Below are 16729 nucleotides of genomic sequence, written 5' to 3' on the forward strand. Positions count from 1 at the left end.
GTTAGTCTCCATCTTTTGGGATGGAGGCTTCTGGCGACGAACTGGTTTGCACCAGAACGGACCGGATAGCGGAGCCGTCTAGTTCTTCGATTTCTACCTCTAGGCCGTCGATAATAACCCGCTCGCCAGGTTCAGGAATCCGTTCCAGCACAGAGGTAATGTGGTCTGCGACTGTATTGGCCTGGCTATGCCATGGTAAGCCCGTCCAGAGCACGTTTTCCTCCACGCGGAGTAGGCCAGGTAGGCGGACTCGCCCATCGGGAAGGTATTCTGGTTGAAGAGCTGCTTCCTTGGACCCCTTCGCCACCCCTCTAGTAAGCGTGATGAGCATGTCATCTAGGGTGACTAGTCCCTGGGTAATGCCATGTTTATCGACAACGATGAGTTTACGAGAACGGCCTTGTCGCATGATGGCAAGCAGGCGGTCACCCGTCACTTTGTCGAGCACACGGATGGTGGAGCGCATTGCTTCGGCTACGGTGGGTAGCGTTTTATATTCGGCAAAATGGGCGGTGATATCCTTGGTGTGAATCATACCTATGATATTCTCTAAGGAGTTCTGGTAAACGGGTAAGCTGGAGAAGGGAGCCTCAACCACGATCTGGAATAGCTGCCGAGGAGGCGTTTCTATATCCACGGCAGCAACGAATTGGCGGGGGACCATGAGTTGCTGGGCGGTGTGCCGGCTCAGGTATAGCGCCTGACGCAAACGCTGTTGCTCGTATAGCTTAAGCAGTCCCCCCTCCCGACTCTCAGCGATGAGCATATCGATCTCCTCCGGAGAGTGAACATGGCGATGCCGGGAATGCTGAATGCCTATTATTTTCAGCAAGATCATACCGCTGCCATTGAGGAAAGCGATAAAGCTGCTGTAAAATTTCAGCGACCAGCGCATAGGTAAATAGGTGTAGAGAGCAAGCTGTACGGGGTATTGTAGTGCTAATGCTTTGGGAACGAGTTCACCAAGTACGACTTGCAGACCGGTAAGTAATACTAATACGACTACCGCTGCGGTTGATTGGGCAGCGAGCGCTTTCATATCCGCGATCCGCTCGAGCAAAAGGGCTAGATCTTGGCCAAGGGTTGCCTGTCCATAGGCACCTAGAATTAAGCTTGATAGGGTGATTCCTATTTGGCTGGCAGCGATATAATGATCAAGACGGGTGGTGTCTTCAATGTTAGGCAATAGCCCCTTTGCCAACCAGTGGCCGTTTTCCGCAAGCTCTTTAATCTGGCTACGGCGTACCCCTACAGCAGCGAATTCTGCGGCAACGTAGAGGGCATTGGCGGTGATAAGAAATAAGAGCACGATAAAAACGGTTCCATTCATTTTGATAGTCTATGGTTAATAAAGAGAGAGGGCGCTAATTATTTTCTATGGGTTTGACCCATAAACCTATTATGGTTGACACTTAGTTTTTAGATAATTCTGTATGGTGTGTACTTTGAGCCAACTAACAAAGATGCACAAGTTTCCTGAGCCATAAGCTCTAATAGTTATTTTTTATAAAAGGTTTAAAAGACTATGGATATTGCTAAGAAATTCTTACCCTTGCCTCGGTGGGCACAATTTATCGCTTTGGCCGCGCTGGCAGTCCTTGCTTTACCGCTTCATGCTCAATCGGGAGAAGCCCCCTCCCTGACGCCCGAGCAGATGCAGGAGTTTCACAAGCTGCAGCAAAAGATGCGTACCGTTGGGCAACAATTGGATGAGATTCGGCAAGAAACCTTGAAGACGACACCCGAACTCCAGGAGCAGCAAGAAGAATATCAATCGTTATTATTCAAGACGATGAAAGAGCAAGGGAGCGATCCAGATCCGGCACTAGCACGCATGCGTGAGATTGAGGGACAAGTTCAAAACGAGGATTTGCCTGAAGACGAGCGTAAGCAGTTCATCATGGAATACCAGCAAAAAGATGCGCAACTCCAGCAAGCAAGCCGTGATGCGATGCAGGATGAAAAGGTCCGTAAGATGGCTGAATCTCTTTCCCAGGACACTGTTGCCGCAATGCGCAAGCAGGATCCTAAGACGGAAGAGCTATTGCAGGAGATGGAGCAACTTCGTGAAGAGATGCAGGGGATCGTAGCCAAAATTAAACCTACTAAGCCTCAGGCGGGTTCCGGCAGCGAATAATTGGCTGCGGCTGCATTTAGTGTTCAGCGAGAAGGAATCGAGCTAGGTAGCGTCCTTTGCAGCGTTACCTAGCTGCTTTGCTTGGATTATTTCAAAGCTTCATCTTGTAAATCAAGGTCTTGGTCTCAGGGGATAGGTGTCATGAGCGTTTCAGTAACATCAATGGCCTTTTTTCTGTGCTTTTTGATAATAATTCTAGCAGTGACGGGTTGCTCCGGGCCACGGCCTATTTTGTATCCTAATAACCATTTTAAGGAGGTTGGTCAAGAAGTTGCCGAGCAGGATATTGCCGAATGTCGTGCTATGGCTAAGGCTGCTGGCGCCATGCCTGGAAAGGGCAAAGTTGCAGGTGCGGCAAAAAATTCGGCAGTAGGGGCGGGGGTGGGTGCAGCCTCTGGTGCCGTTGGTGGTGCAGTGATAGGTGCTCCTGGTAGTGGTGCGGCAATTGGGGCGGCTAGCGGTGCCGCAGCGGGACTGTTACGCAGTCTATTTGGCTCCTCACAGCCTAGCCAGGCCTATATCGCATTTGTTAACCAATGCTTAAAAGAGCGTGGGTACGCGCCCATGGGTTGGGAGTAGTTAGCTGAGAAAACTGACTGCAGCCATGGGGGATATGTAGGAGGAGAGACCTTGCCCGCAATAACTCCAGGACGGAGAACCGCCCTATGCGGCATTTCCGCGCTGGCGCTGGCGCTGGCGGCCGTGATCGGCACTGCTGGAGCGAGTGGTTTCCAGATCCGCGAGCAGAGCGCAAAGGTACTCGGTAACGCTACGGCGGGTTCGGCGGCGGCCGCCGAGGATGTCAGTTTCATGGCGTACAACCCCGCCAGCATCGGCCGCTTGGAGGGCACGCAGATCACCGGAGCGATCAGCTATATTGATCCCAGCTTCACACTCGAGGATGCCCAGGCCAGCACCGTTTTGGGAACGCCTATAGGCGGTTTCGAGGACGACGGCGGGGTAAGCAAGTTTGTGCCGTCGATAATCGCGAAGTGGCGGCTTAACGAGCGGGTGGATCTTGGTCTTGGCGTCTATGCTCCCTGGGGACTGGCTACCGAGTACGACCGCGGTTGGATCGGCCGTTATCACGCCCTGGAATCGAGTCTTGAGACCATTGATATTAATCCAGTAATTAGCTTCAAGCCCATGCCATCCCTCACTCTGGCCGCAGGCATGGTGGCGCAGTACGCGCACGCCAAGCTGTCTAGCACCATTGATTTTGGCACCATCGGTGCGGTCAACCACGTGCCTGGCGCGATCCCTGGCAGTCAGGATGGTTATGTCAAGGTGAGTGGCGACGATTGGGCGCTAGGTTACACTTTGGGGGTGCTTTATGAATTGTCTCCACGGACGCGGGTTGGCGTTGGTTACCGCTCCCGCGTGAGTCATACGCTTGAGGGCGATGCTGATTTTCACTACGACCCATTCGGTGTGGGCCGGGCGATCAGTAGGGCGAGCGGCGTCTTCACGGATACCGGGGCCACGGCAGATGTGGCGACACCTGCGGTGGTGACGGCTGGCGTTTATCATGAGCTCAATGATCGTTGGGCGTTAATGGCGGGGCTTGAATGGACCCATTGGTCTGAGTTTGAGCAATTCGCGGTGAAGTTCAAGGACAATACTCCGGCCAACAAAACTACGGAGAACTGGGAAAACACGCTGATGGGCTCAGTGGGGGTGAATTTCCGGGCCAGCAATCAGTGGATGCTGCGCGGCGGGCTTGGCTACGACCAATCGCCGGTGTCAGATTTTCACTACCGCACGCCGCGCATTCCGGATCAGGATCGTAAATGGTGGTCCCTGGGTGCTACTTATGCACCAACGCGGCATTTCGATATCACCGCTGCCTGGGTGCATTTATTCATTGCCGATGCCGCCATCGACCAGCACGCAACGCCAACCAATGAAAATGCATCACGGGGCAGTCTCCTGGGCCGTTACGAAGGGCATGCCAATATATTTTCGGTGCAGGGAGCTTATCAATTTTGAGGTTGTAGCCCACTTTCGTAGTGCCAGCGTTGCATGGATTTGCTACCAACTGCTCGCCCTTAAGTGACGCGCTACGTTCTCGGCGCCATATTACTTTTTCATATTAAGGCGCTAAAGGAGGCTATAGACCGTCTACATCAGGAAATACTTATGCCAGACGAGACCGAATCAAAAGGCAGCAGCACGCAGCCTCAAGGAAAGAGTTCCGGGCGGCGCAAAGGACTGCTTATCGGTTTTACTGGGCTCATTTTAGCGCTTGGTTTCATTTACCTCCTATACTACTTTACCGTTGGGCGCCACTACATCAGCACCGATGATGCTTATGTGCGGGGTAACCTGGTGCAGTTCATGCCGCGGGTGAGCGGTACCGTGACGGTGATCGGCGCCGAACAAACCCAGCTCGTTAAGCAGGGCCAGCCGTTGGTAAAATTAGACGAAACCGATTTTCAGATCGCCTTCGAGCGCGCAAAGGCTAATCTTGCCATAACCGTGCGCCAGGTTCAGTCGTTGTTTGAAGCGGCCCGGCAACAGCAGGCCAGTGTTAAGCTACAGCAAGCGCAGCTTAAGCTCGCGCAAAAAAATTATTATCGCGCCAAGAAACTCATCGTCAAAAATCTGGTTTCCCAGCAGAGGCTAGACGATTCTCTTACTAACCTGCAGGTAGCCCAAGACAGTTTGGCGCTGGCTCAGCACCAGCTCAGCGGTAGCGAGGCGATCATTGCTGGGACTACCGTCAAGGACCATCCGCAAGTCAAATTGGCTGGGGCGCAGCTACAAGAAGCCTATCTGGCGCTCAAGCGCACCCGAATTCTAGCGCCGGTTACCGGTTTCGTGGCCAAGCGCGCGGTACAGGTTGGCCAGGAAGTTAATCCTGGCATGGCAATGATGGCGATTGTGCCACTCAGGCAAGTATGGATCGAGGCTAACTTTAAGGAGACAAGCCTTGCTGGCGTCAGGATTGGCCAGCCGGTTACATTGACAGCGGATTTCTATGGCAGCGATGTCACCTATCACGGCAAAGTAGCGGGACTTTCCGCCGGTACCGGCGCTGCCTTCGAGCTCTTGCCGCCACAAAACGCTACCGGCAATTGGATCAAGATTGTCCAACGGTTGCCGGTGCGAATTGAGCTTAATCAGAAGGAACTGCGCCAACATCCACTTTTCATCGGGCTTTCGATGTCCGCCACAGTCGATATTCACCAGCAGCAAGGTCCACGTTTGGCCGACCACATTCAACCAAAGTCTGGTTATCGGACATCAGTCTTCAAAGATTCCATGCGCGGCGCCCAGTCCCTTATCAATAAAATCGTGGCGGCCAATATCGTCAATCCGCCATCGACTGATGACGGATTGACGCCGGTCCGGAACGCCAAAGAGCGGCCCCAGTAAGTAGTGAGTGTGATGGCTGGAGAATAGCGCATGGCTGAATTCAAGCCGCTCCGAGGAACCAAACTGGTGTTTGTCACTATTGCCCTGGCGCTGGCGGTGTTCATGAACGTTCTGGATGTTTCCATCGCTAATGTTTCCATTCCCACCATTGCGGGCCATCTGGCAGTCAGTTCCACCCAAGGGGTCTGGATTATTACTTCATTCGCAGTCAGTAGCGCCGTCACCGTGCCCATTTCGGGCTGGCTTGCCAAAAGATACGGTGAAGTAAGGCTATTTGCCGTCTGCACGTTCTTGTTTACTGTCTTTTCGTTCCTGTGCGGCGCCTCATCTGGCTTTGGCATGCTGCTTATCATGCGCGCTCTGCAGGGAGCGGTGGCTGGTCCCATGATTCCGATCTCGCAAAGCCTGCTTCTTGGCAACTATCCTCCTGAAAAGCATGGGCTTGCTAATGGCATTTGGGGTATGACGGCCACCGTGGGCCCAGCCGCTGGTCCCGTCCTCGGCGGCTGGATCACCGATCATATCAGTTGGTCATGGATCTTTTATATTAATGTGCCCATTGGTATTGTCGCTGCAGCGGCCATTTGGATATTACTCAAGGAACGGGAGACAGAGATCGAAAAATTGCCTATTGACACCATCGGGCTTAGCCTTTTGATTCTCGGTGTCGGTTCTTTGCAAATTATGCTCGATCAGGGCAATGATCACGCCTGGTTCCAGTCGAATTATATTATCGTGCTGGGCATTGTCGCGATTGTAGCCCTCGGTTACTGGATTATCTGGGAGTGGACTGACGAGAAGCCCATTGTGGATCTTAAACTTTTTAAACGGCGCAATTTCGCGCTAGCGTGCGCCGCGCTTTTCTTTGGTTATATGGCTTTTTTCACCGCCATTGTTATCTTCCCTCTGTGGCTGCAAAGTTATCAAGGCTATAATGCCACCTGGGCGGGTTTCGCCACTTCATCGCTTGCCATTTTGGCCATCGTGTTTTCGCCTATCGTTGGTCGACTGGCGGACAAAATAGATGTGCGTATCCTTGTTACCATTGGCTTTAGCGTTTTTGCCGGTGTCTCTTTTCTGACCGCTTATTCGAATACCCAGATCAGTTTTGGGCGGATGTTTCTGGAGCGGCTCCCCTGGGGAATCGGTATCGCCTGTTTTTTTATCCCACTCATCACTTTATCTTTATCTGGTCTTCCCGCGAACCGGATCGCAAGCGCCTCGGGTCTGTTCAATTTTCTGCGCCAGATCGCGCTCAGTATCGGAGCCAGCCTGAGCGTGACGCTCTGGGATCGCCGTTCCGATCTGCACGATCACCATTTAACAGCCGCCGTGTCAAACTACAATGACGCCACCCTGCATTGGCTAGCCCAATTACAGCAGCTTGGCATGAGTCATCTGGAGGCGGCTAAAAGCCTTGAGAAAATCATCAGTAAGCAAGCTTTTATGATGGGCGCCAATGATATCTTCTGGCTTTCCGGCTGGATATTTTTGGCGCTCATCATACCTATCTGGTTCAGCCGGCCAGAGCAGGGCGGTCAAGATAGTGGTGAGTAAAGCAGCAGGAAACACTGTATGCTGAGAGCTTTTGGGCCTTGGCGCTACCGGCCTGGGAAGAAAAGCTTCTTTTTGGCACTGGCCTTTCGGCATTATTACGGTTAATAGATTTTATAGATAGGTGCCTTCTCCGCTTCCTCCGTGGGGAGATGTAAGGCTAATTAGCCGCCAAACGGATTCGCCCTCTTTCCTATCTTAATTTGCTAATTTGCACCTGCCATATCTCTGGTCCTTCTTCTAAGTATTGCCAGTTAAAATTTTCGCCCTGTTCCTGCTGGAACTGATAGTAGAGAGGTTTTGGATCATGATCATTGGTAAGGAGTAAGGCTTCTCCTGGTTCGAGTTCATAAAAGGTGCGGAAAATTAGGGGATGGCGTTCCTGGGGTCGGATACTACGTACGTCAATATTCGCTCTGAAGGTCTGCTGATTCATTATTTTTCTCCAATGAAATCAAGTAAAAAACACGTGCTATAAACTTGTAGCATAATTGGTGATTATAATCAATATATAAAATACATCTTTTTATTGGGTAAGCAGCATTTGTCACGGAGTGGAAGCGCAAGGGATCTCTATGTTATTCCATTGCCCGTTTCCCCCTTTGCTCGGTAAGCTGTTAGAATTTTTTGCCGAAGAACGAAAAAATAGAGACATGAAGGCTATGAATAATCAACAATGGATTGAGCGGGATCTGGGTGTGCTCTGGCATCCTTGCACTCAAATGAAAGACCATGAGCAGTTACTTCTTATTCCCATTCGCCGGGGAGAGGGGGTATGGCTGGAAGATTTCCAGGGACGGCGTTATTTGGATGCAATTAGTTCCTGGTGGGTGAACTTGTTTGGCCACGCTAATCCGCGGATAAATGCAGCTATAACACAGCAACTAGATAAGTTGGAACATGTCTTATTGGCTGGTTTTTCCCATGAAGCGGTTATTCGTCTCTCTGAACGACTGGTAGATATCACCCCGGCAGGATTAAGCCGTTGTTTTTATGCCGATAACGGCTCCTCAGCGATCGAGGTGGCGCTAAAGATGAGCTACCAATATTGGCGCAACGTGGGAAAATCCCGCAAAACCCGCTTTATTTCCCTTACTAATGGCTATCATGGCGAAACGCTGGGCGCCTTGGCAGTAGGGGATGTGGCGTTGTACAAGGAGACCTACCAACCTCTTTTAATGGATGTGATTACGGTTCCCTCTCCGGATTGTTTTTTCCGAGAGAAGGGCGAGAGCGAATCTGCCTATTGCCAGCGTCAGTTTATTCATATGGAAAGAGCCCTAGAGCGCTATGGAGAAGAGGCATGTGCCGTTATTGTGGAGCCGTTGGTCCAGTGTGCCGGCAATATGCGAATGTACGATCCAGTTTATTTATCCTTACTAAGGGATGCTTGTGATCGGCATGGCGTTCATTTGATCACCGATGAGATCGCGGTCGGTTTTGGCCGCACCGGAACTATGTTCGCCTGTGAACAAGCGGATATCACACCGGATTTTCTTTGTCTGTCCAAGGGGCTGACGGGGGGCTATCTTCCCTTGTCGGCAGTGTTGACTACCGAGAAGGTATATCAGGCATTTTACGACGACTATTCCACTCTGCGTGCTTTTCTCCATTCCCATAGTTTTACTGGCAATGCCCTTGGCTGCAGTGCTGCCTTGGCGATCCTCGATATCTTCAAGGAGGATTCGGTGCTTGAAAATAACCGGTTATTGGCGCAAACGATGCGCCAGAGCACTGAGCATTTTATCGATCATCCCCATGTGGCGGAGGTGCGTCAGCATGGCATGATTCTGGCTATTGAAATGGTTAAGAATAAGGCATCCCGCGAGCCTTATCCCTGGCAAGAGCGGCGCGGACTGAAAGTTTATCAGCATGGTTTGCAAAAAGAAATGTTACTCCGGCCATTGGGTAATGTGGTCTACTTTATGCCGCCTTATGTGATTACCCCTGAGCAAATCACTGATTTAGCTCAGGTTGCATGGGAAGGTATTAACCTTGCTACGCAAGATTAGACGAAAGCGCTTGAGATGCGTGTTCCCCGACTCTATTTTCCCTTGTCCTTATCGATAGGCTCTAGCGTATCCTTGGATGAACGGACTTTACAGTACGTGATCCGAGTGCTGCGCCTTAGGCTCGGTGCCCAATTGCGGTTATTTGATGGCCGGGGTGCCGAATATCAGGCAGTGCTGGAAATGGTAGAAAAACGGGCAGCCAGGGTTCGGATTTTAGAACGTATCGAGCATTATGTTGAGTCGCCTTTGCATATTGTTTTAGGGCAGGGGATTTCTCGGGGTGAGCGCATGGATTATGCGCTGCAAAAAGCCGTGGAATTGGGGGTGAGTCATATCGTTCCATTACTCACTGAGCGTAGTAGCGTCAATTTTTCTACAGGGCGTGCCGAGAAACGGTTACGCCATTGGCAAGGGGTTATTATCAGTGCTTGTGAACAATGTGGCCGCAATTATATCCCTCCAGTGGAGATACCTCGGTCGCTGGCGGATTTTCTTGGGGACGATCATGGGGGGCTGGCCGTGTTATTGGACCCCCGGAGCGAGCGGCCATTGAAGGCATTACCTTTGCCTTTGGATAATCGGCTAATATTGCTGATCGGTCCGGAAGGGGGATTGAATGAAATAGAAATTAAGCAGGCACAACAGGCTGATTTTATTGGTGTTCGCCTTGGCCCCCGTATTTTACGGACTGAGACGGCTGCAGTAGCGGCGCTGACGGCGCTGCAGCTACTCTGGGGAGATTTATAGCCGGGGGATATATTCTCTTGCAATTATCCTGTAACGCACCTTTGAAGTGTTTCCTCCAGGTACTCGAGGTTGGGAATGAGCGCTGGAAGCTGATTGATTTCTGCGCGGCAGTGTAGGAAGGGACTGCTGGGGGCATGGGGAAAAGCCGAGAGGTTATTGCCATGGGCTAGGATTAGCTGCGGAATGTTTTGAATGATAAGGGCATAAAATTTCCGGCTAGAGTGCCTTCTTACTGTATTGAGTATGACAATATGGGCATGGTTTGAAAGCGGTGGAATCGGCTTTCTTTGAAGCGCTTCAAAGCTAACTAGCAAAAGAATCTGCTCTCGCCAGTGTACCGTACCGCATAGCCAGTAAGGAGCGTTGGGTAGGGGTTTAGGCTCAATATAGGGGATGATCTCGGCAATTGCGGTTCTGGGTAAAAGTAAAATTTGCTCTTGCAAAGGCAGCAGGATGCTGGGTATCTGGTTACTGGATTGGGCATGGCTGCTGGTTTTATCATCATCGTCATGGAGATGTGACTCTGCCCTGATATTTGAAATAGATAGCTGGTTGTTAGTCATGGTTAGTGGAAAAGTCATAAATTAAGTTTAGCTTATTGCTTCCTTACGGCTTATGCGGTCCTTGACATGGGTATCTTCGAGCAGCTTAACAAGACTTTTGGCCAGCCCTTCGGGAGGAGCGCTGAAACTGACGGCCCCGGTGGCGCGAGCATAATCAGGCATGCTACTAATCTCACAGCTAGCGGCATCTTGAGCCCAGACCGTACCCCCATTGGCAAGAACATGATGACAGCCTTGGGCGCCATCCTCGCCCATACCGCTAAAGATAATGGCACCAGCCATGGCGCCAAAATGTTTTGATACAGTGTGCATGATCGAGTCAATGGATGGATTATAGCGATAATTATGAATAGCAGGGAGCAGGGTCAAGCAGCGGTTATCATCAAAGCTGAGATCATATTTTTCTGGAGTGATCAAAACCTGCTGATTTTGAAGCCGGTGCCCCGGTTTCGGCACTTCTACGGAAAAGCAAGTATATTGAGCTAACTGTTTGGTAAGCAGTTCTAGAAAGTTGGCGCCAATGTGCTGCGCTACAATGAATGTGGTGGGTAATGTTTCTGGAATAGCGCTTAGAAAGCGTTGTAGCGCTTGAGGTCCACCCGTGGATGCGCCTAATACCCAAACCCGTTGTTCAGTTTTCTCCTTCGCTGAAAAGCCCTGTGGATTAAGTTGTCTCGGTGTTTCTTTTCCTAGTATTCTTGTCGTAGGGGCAAGGTTCGCAAGTTTAGCCAGTTTATTGCTTATCCGTTTTCCCCATTGAGCAAACTCAGTGGTTTTTTTACTTGTTTGGGGAGTTCCTTCATTAAACAGCATTGGAAGGGAAGTCTGTTCTAAAAGTTTCTCAAATGCTTGGGCTTGCTTTTCATAAGCTTTGTCTAACCCTATAAAAAGCACATTAGCGTAACGGCTTTCAGCTACAGTCAAAAATTGGATATCGGGAGGACCATCGGCAACCACGGAAAGGCCGTGTTGTTCTAAAATATGGCGGATCTGGAGTCGCATATCTTTACAGTTACAGGCGATGGCAACCTGGACGGGCCTTTGTTTAGAAGGTGACATTGGCCTCAGTCGTATTTAGAAAAAGTTGAATATGTTGTAATAATTCGTCTTCTTGATAGGGTTTAATTAAATAGGTATTAACTCCTATTTGGTTAGCCCGATCCCGATGTTTTTTTCCGCTCCGGGAGGTAATCATGATGATCGGAATATCCTGCAATCGTTCATCTTTTCGGATGAACGTAGCAAGCTCGAAGCCGTCCATCCGCGGCATTTCAATATCTAGCAGGAAAATATCGGGGATGCTTTCCTGAAGAAGCTCTACCGCATTTACCCCATCCCGGGCCGTCAGTACTTCCATTCCATGGCGTTGCAAAATTTTCTCGGTAGTTTTGCGAATAGTAATGGAATCATCGATGACCATGACTATTGGTTTTTGCGCTATCTTGGTAGCTGTTTGCTGCCTTATCGATATAGAGGTTTCTGTTTTTTGTGCAATCTTGCGGATCAGGGCTGGCAGATCCAAGATAAGCACTACTCTGCCATCCCCTAGAATGGTTGCGCCGGCTATCTCTTTAATGGCGCCGAGCTGAGGTCCCACTGATTTAATGACAATTTCACGACTGCCTATCAGAGTGTCTACTAGTATGGCGGCCTGAAATTCACCCGAGCGCACTAATAACACAGGGTAATGGGTATTAGAAGAGGAAGAGGATGTTTCTGGGTAATCTTGTCCCAGGGCGGCGCCAAGATGAATAAAGCGATAATTAACGTCTTCATGGGAAAATAGGCGTTGTTCGCTAGCAAGTAGAGAATCAATGGTTTCCTTATCAAGGCGGATTACACTTTGTACGCTAATGATAGGTAAAGCGAAAAGTTCATTGTTCGTTTCGACTAGCAGAGCCTGGACAATGGTAAGGGTTAGTGGAAGACGGATGGTAAAGGTTGTTCCCTTGCCTTTTTGGGAGGTGATAGCTAAGGTTCCGTTGAGGGCTCGTATTTCGCTATTGACAACATCCATGCCTATTCCACGCCCCGCAACTTGGGAAATGTTATCAGCAGTGCTAAAACCCGATTCCAGGATGAGTTGGATTAGATCATCGTCGGGCGGCATCGCCTCTTTTTGCACCAGCCCTCGAGTAAGTGCTTTAGCACGTATTTTCTCTAAATCAATGCCTTGCCCGTCATCGCTTACGTGGATAACAATTTCCGAACCTTCGCGAATCAGTGAGAGGGAAATGCTACCCATTTCTTTCTTGCCAGCCGCGATACGGAGGGGGGGGGACTCAATACCATGAGCAATACTATTTCGCAGCATATGCTCAAGGGGAGCAATAATACGATTTAATACTGTACGGTCCAGTTCATGACCGCTATCTGTTATTTTTATCTGGACTTTTTTATCGAGTTCCTGCGCTGTTTGGCGAACGATTCTATGAAGGCGCGGCGTTACTCCCGTAAACGGTAGCATCCGTGTGTTCATTAAACCCTGTTGTAGATCAGCTCCCGTGCGTGATTGCTGGAGTAGGAGGATATCCGCTTCCCGTGCTGTCTCATCTAGTGTTTCTTTAATATTAGTGAGATCGCTGATACTTTCTACGAGTCCCCGCGATAATTGGTGTAATTGAGAATAGCGATCCATTTCCAAGGGATCAAAGCCTTCCAGATGCTGGTTGTTTTTTTCTTCATGGCGGTAAATAATTTGGGCTTCTGTTTCGATCTCTAATCTACGGATTTGACTCCGCAGGCGGGCAACGGTTCGTTCCATTTCGCCAAGATTTAAACGTATTGTTCCAATCTGTTGCTCGATGCGAGTGCTAAAGATATTGACTTCGGCGGCATTGTTAACTAGGTGATCCAGTAAATCAGCCCGTACCCGTACTTGTTCTACCGGCGAGGTTCCGGTTTCCGTGAGAGGATGCGTAGTTTTATGCAGTTCCTGTTCCGGGGGAATAGCTAGTGCCGCTGGCAATTCTTGATTATGGATTAGCCGCGCTTGTTCCGAATTCTGAGAGGATGGGAGATCTTCAGAACTATAACGACTTATCTCAATCAATAAGTCCGATATGGAGGGAAGTGGGGCAGCGTTTTGAGCGAATTCGCATAATGTGCATAATCTATCAAGGCAATGTTGCAAAAGCCCAAATAGTTCTGGTTCCGCATTTCGTTTCCCTTCTGTTACCGCGCTTGCCACTGTTTCCATATGATGGGTCAGATCAGCCAACAAGGTAACCCCTGCTAGTCGCGCGCCACCTTTTAAGGTGTGCAGATGCCGTTGAAATTCCTCGGCTGGAACCTGCTCTGAGGAGGGGTTTTCCTGCCAGGCTGAAAGGCTTATCTGACTAGCTTGCAGCAGCTCATCGGCTTCTTCTAGGAAAGCAGCAACTAGCTCGTTATTGGGATCGATGGGGAGATCTTTTATTAAACCAGGATCAGGGGCATCATCCGGTGAAAGTACATCCGGCGTTGGCGGTGTTTTTTCCGTACACGGTAAGGAGTCAGCCATTCCATGAATACGGGAGGATACATCATTGGCAGCGAGTAAAGCAGCCCCGTGGCGAAGGGAGTCGCACATTTCCGCAAGCCGGTCATGGCCTTCTTGTAGCAGACAGAGGAATTCATTGTTATCTGTGGCGCCTTTATCAATAGCGACGGTAATAAGAGATTCCAGATCGTGGCTAAGGTCGCCCAGAGCGGTAAGGTTAGCCAGGCGCGCACCCCCTTTTAGGGTATGAAGTTCTCGTTGTAGTTGTTGTACTGGCGTGCTCTCTTGAGGAGATGCGCGCAGGTCGGTTAGGGTAGTCTCTATAGCTTGCAGAATGTCATCCGCCTCATCGAGGAAAACGGCTAGTAGCTCTGGATCGGAAAGGTATCCAGAAGCTGAAGAAGTATGCTGGTCTGAAATGAAAGTCTCTTGCTTCGCTAACTGTGCTTTCTGGGTAGATTCTGGATCATGTTCAGAAATTTTCTCCCCGGTGGAAGGCTCACTGTTTTTAGCAGAGGGGGCGCAGGAATTTTCTATGTCAGTAGCTTGGAGGATGGGGTCATCCTCACCGGAAGTAAGATTGGGCATACTGTCAGCTACGGCCTGTGCCCTATGTGATAATGCCAAAATACTCTCGGCCGGTTTCCCTCCCCCTTGCGTGAACAAGGTAAGAAGTTGTGATAATGCTTGCTGTGCTCCTTCAATTATTTCAAATACCGCGGGCTTTATTTCAATTGCTCCCTCCATGATACGGTTAAGCATATTTTCAATAGCCCAGGCTAGCTCGCCGATATCGGTTGCGCCGACAAGGCGCCCACTGCCTTTGAGGGTGTGAAAGGAGCGGCGTATTGTTTTAAGCGCTTCTTGTTGGTTGCTGTCCTGTCGCCATTGAGAAAAATGCTTAGCAATGGAAAGCATCTCTTCTTGGGCTTCTTCAATAAAATAGGTGGCAATTTCTGGATCGACACCTTCTGGATAGACCGGCGTGCTAGGAATTTCCCAGATGGTTTGATGGGATGGAACAGAGTCGCTTTTTATCCCTGGGCTAGAACTCGCTTCAGTAATCTCTGAAGCCGGCTCTTCGGAGACAGGTATAGCGTCGACAGATTCAACTGTGGCTGGGTGCTCATCAGCGGTATTATCCACCGACTCTGAGATGCGGGTTAAGCAGTCCGCTGCGGTATCTAAGAGTGAGCCGCTTGCTAGCGCGCCTTCCGTCAACATTTCTAGATAAAGCTCTATGGCGCAAATGGCTTCTGCTAGAGCTTCCAGGTTAGTTGGGGAGGTATTATAGCTTTTTCCGATAAGGGTTTTATTAATACAGAGGTTACATTCCGTAATCAAATCAGCAATGCGGGTTAGTCCCAGCACCGACAAGGTCTCGGAAATTTGCTGTAATTTATTCGGAACTGGGTCTAATATGTTCGGGTCGTTCAGATTCAGGCTATAGCTAGTTAGCGCTCCACTTACGATAGACAATTCATCGAGACATTCTTTTGTTGCCGTGTGGAGGGCTGATTCAACATTGCTGTTACTCTCAGGATCGCGGTCTAAAGGCGCTGCTTGATGAATATTAAAGTGATGGTGGGCGGTGGAGGAGCCTTTTTTGGGGTTTCTGGAAAGCGCTATTTCTGTTTGTAGTGATGCCTCAACCTTAAGTAAACTATCAGCCAGTTCCAACTGCTTATTGCGGTCAAATTCGGCTTCGTTTTGGCTCGTTTCTTCCATCTGTATGATTGCTTCATGTAGGATAGAAATAGGTGTATTAAAGCCAATGATTGCTAAGGTATCAACCATTTTGTGAAGCAGATAGCTTAGATTCTCGATTTTTTGAGGTTGTGTATTAGTGCGATCAAAAATATCCAGGCTGTCTTTAACTTGGGCAAGATCCTCGTGGAAGGCATCAAGCACCGTATTAATAACTTCGGTCCCTAGGTTATTGAGAGAGGATTGATCCGAAGGAGCATAATTCTCTAATTGGTAAGTTGTTTTTATAGCGGTAACATAGCTTCCAGAAGAGGTTGCATTAGCGATTTGGAGTAATAGTGATTTAAGCAGATGGTCAGTGATATCGGCTACCAGTGCGGGCTCGCCTGATTGAATCAATATTTTGATTTTCTTATTTAACTCTCCTAATAAGAGTTTTATTTCTTGTGTTGATTGGATGCCATTTTCTTGTAGTGCTTCAATAACGCCCTGAGATAACCACCATAGGCGAATAGCGGCAACGTCACGGCAATTTTTTCGTAATTCAGATATTACCTCGGCGAGACGAAGAAGACTATCATTAGCGGAATTTCGGAACCAGCTGAGGAGAGCAGACTCATACTGCAGGCGTAATTTGGAGGAAAACAGGGAAGGAATATCGCCATCCATCTCCAATAAATAAGATGTCAGGGTATCTGGGAGCAGAGTATTTAATTCTGGATCAAAGAAGTCAATTTTTTTTAGCGGAGTTTGATTATAAGTTTGGCGTATTTCATTTACTATAGGCAAGACACTAATGGGATGATCTTTTTTTCCTGAATTTAGGCGATTTAGATAATCCTGTAGTGAAAGTGTCCCCTGCATCAATGCTTCTAGGGCTTGTGTATCAGCTTCTATTCTTTTCTCAAGGATGCCAAGGGCGAGCGCTTTGGTTTCAGCAGCAAGCAAATTTGCCCCTGCTAATTCCACCATTTCAAGAACCCCTTCTACCTGATGTAAATGGTTCAGGTAGAAGCGTAATTGAGTGATATCTTCTATATTTTCGGCAAAAGCTTCTAAAGCTAAACTCGCATCACGCAATGACTCTTCAAGCTCTTTTTTGACCCAGCTAAGCGCGCTTTGGCTAAACTCATAATTTGTGCTCATAAGC

Annotated in this window: 12 protein-coding genes; 7 read left to right on the top strand and 5 right to left on the bottom strand. The window is 49.3% G+C overall.

Features of this window, described 5'->3' with window-relative positions:
- Position 1: 1 nt before the first annotated feature.
- The gene (locus tag NWAT_RS00485) at positions 2–1330 is read right to left on the bottom strand and encodes a hemolysin family protein (RefSeq protein ID WP_013219194.1); all 1329 of its coding nucleotides are present in this window, start codon (positions 1328–1330) and stop codon (positions 2–4) included.
- Between the two features lie 195 nt (positions 1331–1525).
- Here NWAT_RS00485 and NWAT_RS00490 point away from each other — a divergent pair, with 195 nt between their 5' ends.
- The 5 genes from NWAT_RS00490 to NWAT_RS00510 all read left to right on the top strand — a co-directional run bounded on the left by NWAT_RS00490 (position 1526) and on the right by NWAT_RS00510 (position 7072).
- On the top strand, positions 1526–2137 hold the full coding sequence (locus NWAT_RS00490) for a hypothetical protein (RefSeq protein ID WP_013219195.1): 612 nt from the start codon (positions 1526–1528) through the stop codon (positions 2135–2137).
- A 141-nt stretch (positions 2138–2278) separates the two neighbouring features.
- Positions 2279–2716: a glycine zipper family protein gene (locus tag NWAT_RS00495; RefSeq protein WP_013219196.1), complete on the top strand. Its 438-nt coding sequence runs from the start codon at positions 2279–2281 to the stop codon at positions 2714–2716.
- Positions 2717–2839: 123 nt separating this feature from the next.
- Complete coding sequence (locus tag NWAT_RS00500) at positions 2840–4126, top strand: OmpP1/FadL family transporter (RefSeq protein WP_232420290.1); 1287 nt, start codon at positions 2840–2842, stop codon at positions 4124–4126.
- A 150-nt stretch (positions 4127–4276) separates the two neighbouring features.
- Positions 4277–5515: an efflux RND transporter periplasmic adaptor subunit gene (locus NWAT_RS00505; RefSeq protein WP_013219198.1), complete on the top strand. Its 1239-nt coding sequence runs from the start codon at positions 4277–4279 to the stop codon at positions 5513–5515.
- Positions 5516–5545: 30 nt separating this feature from the next.
- Positions 5546–7072 (top strand): DHA2 family efflux MFS transporter permease subunit, encoded by a 1527-nt coding sequence (locus NWAT_RS00510; protein ID WP_013219199.1) that lies wholly within the window; start codon positions 5546–5548, stop codon positions 7070–7072.
- Between the two features lie 190 nt (positions 7073–7262).
- Here NWAT_RS00510 and NWAT_RS00515 read toward each other — a convergent pair whose 3' ends face one another.
- Complete coding sequence (locus NWAT_RS00515) at positions 7263–7505, bottom strand: DUF2249 domain-containing protein (RefSeq protein WP_013219200.1); 243 nt, start codon at positions 7503–7505, stop codon at positions 7263–7265.
- A 226-nt stretch (positions 7506–7731) separates the two neighbouring features.
- On the opposite strand from NWAT_RS00515, the gene NWAT_RS00520 reads away from it, so the two are divergent.
- Positions 7732–9081, top strand: a complete 1350-nt coding sequence (locus NWAT_RS00520) for an adenosylmethionine--8-amino-7-oxononanoate transaminase (RefSeq protein WP_198342172.1) — start codon at positions 7732–7734, stop codon at positions 9079–9081.
- Between the two features lie 15 nt (positions 9082–9096).
- Positions 9097–9828: a 16S rRNA (uracil(1498)-N(3))-methyltransferase gene (locus NWAT_RS00525; RefSeq protein ID WP_013219202.1), complete on the top strand. Its 732-nt coding sequence runs from the start codon at positions 9097–9099 to the stop codon at positions 9826–9828.
- Between the two features lie 23 nt (positions 9829–9851).
- Here NWAT_RS00525 and NWAT_RS00530 read toward each other — a convergent pair whose 3' ends face one another.
- From NWAT_RS00530 to NWAT_RS00540, 3 genes are read right to left on the bottom strand one after another with little or no spacing between them, the layout of a single operon-like run.
- Complete coding sequence (locus NWAT_RS00530) at positions 9852–10409, bottom strand: chemotaxis protein CheW (protein WP_041350360.1); 558 nt, start codon at positions 10407–10409, stop codon at positions 9852–9854.
- A gap of 9 nt (positions 10410–10418) precedes the next feature.
- A complete protein-coding gene (locus NWAT_RS00535; protein WP_013219204.1) occupies positions 10419–11450 on the bottom strand; it encodes a chemotaxis protein CheB in 1032 nt (343 codons plus the stop codon).
- Positions 11437–16725 carry an Hpt domain-containing protein gene (locus NWAT_RS00540; protein ID WP_013219205.1) on the bottom strand — a complete coding sequence of 1763 codons (5289 nt, stop codon included), beginning with the start codon at positions 16723–16725 and terminating at the stop codon, positions 11437–11439. The genes NWAT_RS00535 and NWAT_RS00540 overlap by 14 nt, the downstream gene beginning before the upstream one ends.
- Positions 16726–16729: the final 4 nt, after the last annotated feature.

Source organism: Nitrosococcus watsonii C-113, assembly GCF_000143085.1.
Lineage (GTDB): Bacteria > Pseudomonadota > Gammaproteobacteria > Nitrosococcales > Nitrosococcaceae > Nitrosococcus > Nitrosococcus watsonii.

Bases quoted from the DNA above. Each gene is read 5' to 3' on its own strand.
- NWAT_RS00485 (WP_013219194.1), bottom strand. From the start codon at position 1,330: ATGAATGGAACCGTTTTTATCGTGCTCTTATTTCTTATCACCGCCAAT.
- NWAT_RS00490 (WP_013219195.1), top strand. From the start codon at position 1,526: ATGGATATTGCTAAGAAATTCTTACCCTTGCCTCGGTGGGCACAATTT.
- NWAT_RS00495 (WP_013219196.1), top strand. From the start codon at position 2,279: ATGAGCGTTTCAGTAACATCAATGGCCTTTTTTCTGTGCTTTTTGATA.
- NWAT_RS00505 (WP_013219198.1), top strand. From the start codon at position 4,277: ATGCCAGACGAGACCGAATCAAAAGGCAGCAGCACGCAGCCTCAAGGA.
- NWAT_RS00510 (WP_013219199.1), top strand. From the start codon at position 5,546: ATGGCTGAATTCAAGCCGCTCCGAGGAACCAAACTGGTGTTTGTCACT.
- NWAT_RS00515 (WP_013219200.1), bottom strand. From the start codon at position 7,505: ATGAATCAGCAGACCTTCAGAGCGAATATTGACGTACGTAGTATCCGA.
- NWAT_RS00520 (WP_198342172.1), top strand. From the start codon at position 7,732: ATGAATAATCAACAATGGATTGAGCGGGATCTGGGTGTGCTCTGGCAT.
- NWAT_RS00525 (WP_013219202.1), top strand. From the start codon at position 9,097: ATGCGTGTTCCCCGACTCTATTTTCCCTTGTCCTTATCGATAGGCTCT.
- NWAT_RS00530 (WP_041350360.1), bottom strand. From the start codon at position 10,409: ATGACTTTTCCACTAACCATGACTAACAACCAGCTATCTATTTCAAAT.
- NWAT_RS00535 (WP_013219204.1), bottom strand. From the start codon at position 11,450: ATGTCACCTTCTAAACAAAGGCCCGTCCAGGTTGCCATCGCCTGTAAC.
- NWAT_RS00540 (WP_013219205.1), bottom strand. From the start codon at position 16,725: ATGAGCACAAATTATGAGTTTAGCCAAAGCGCGCTTAGCTGGGTCAAA.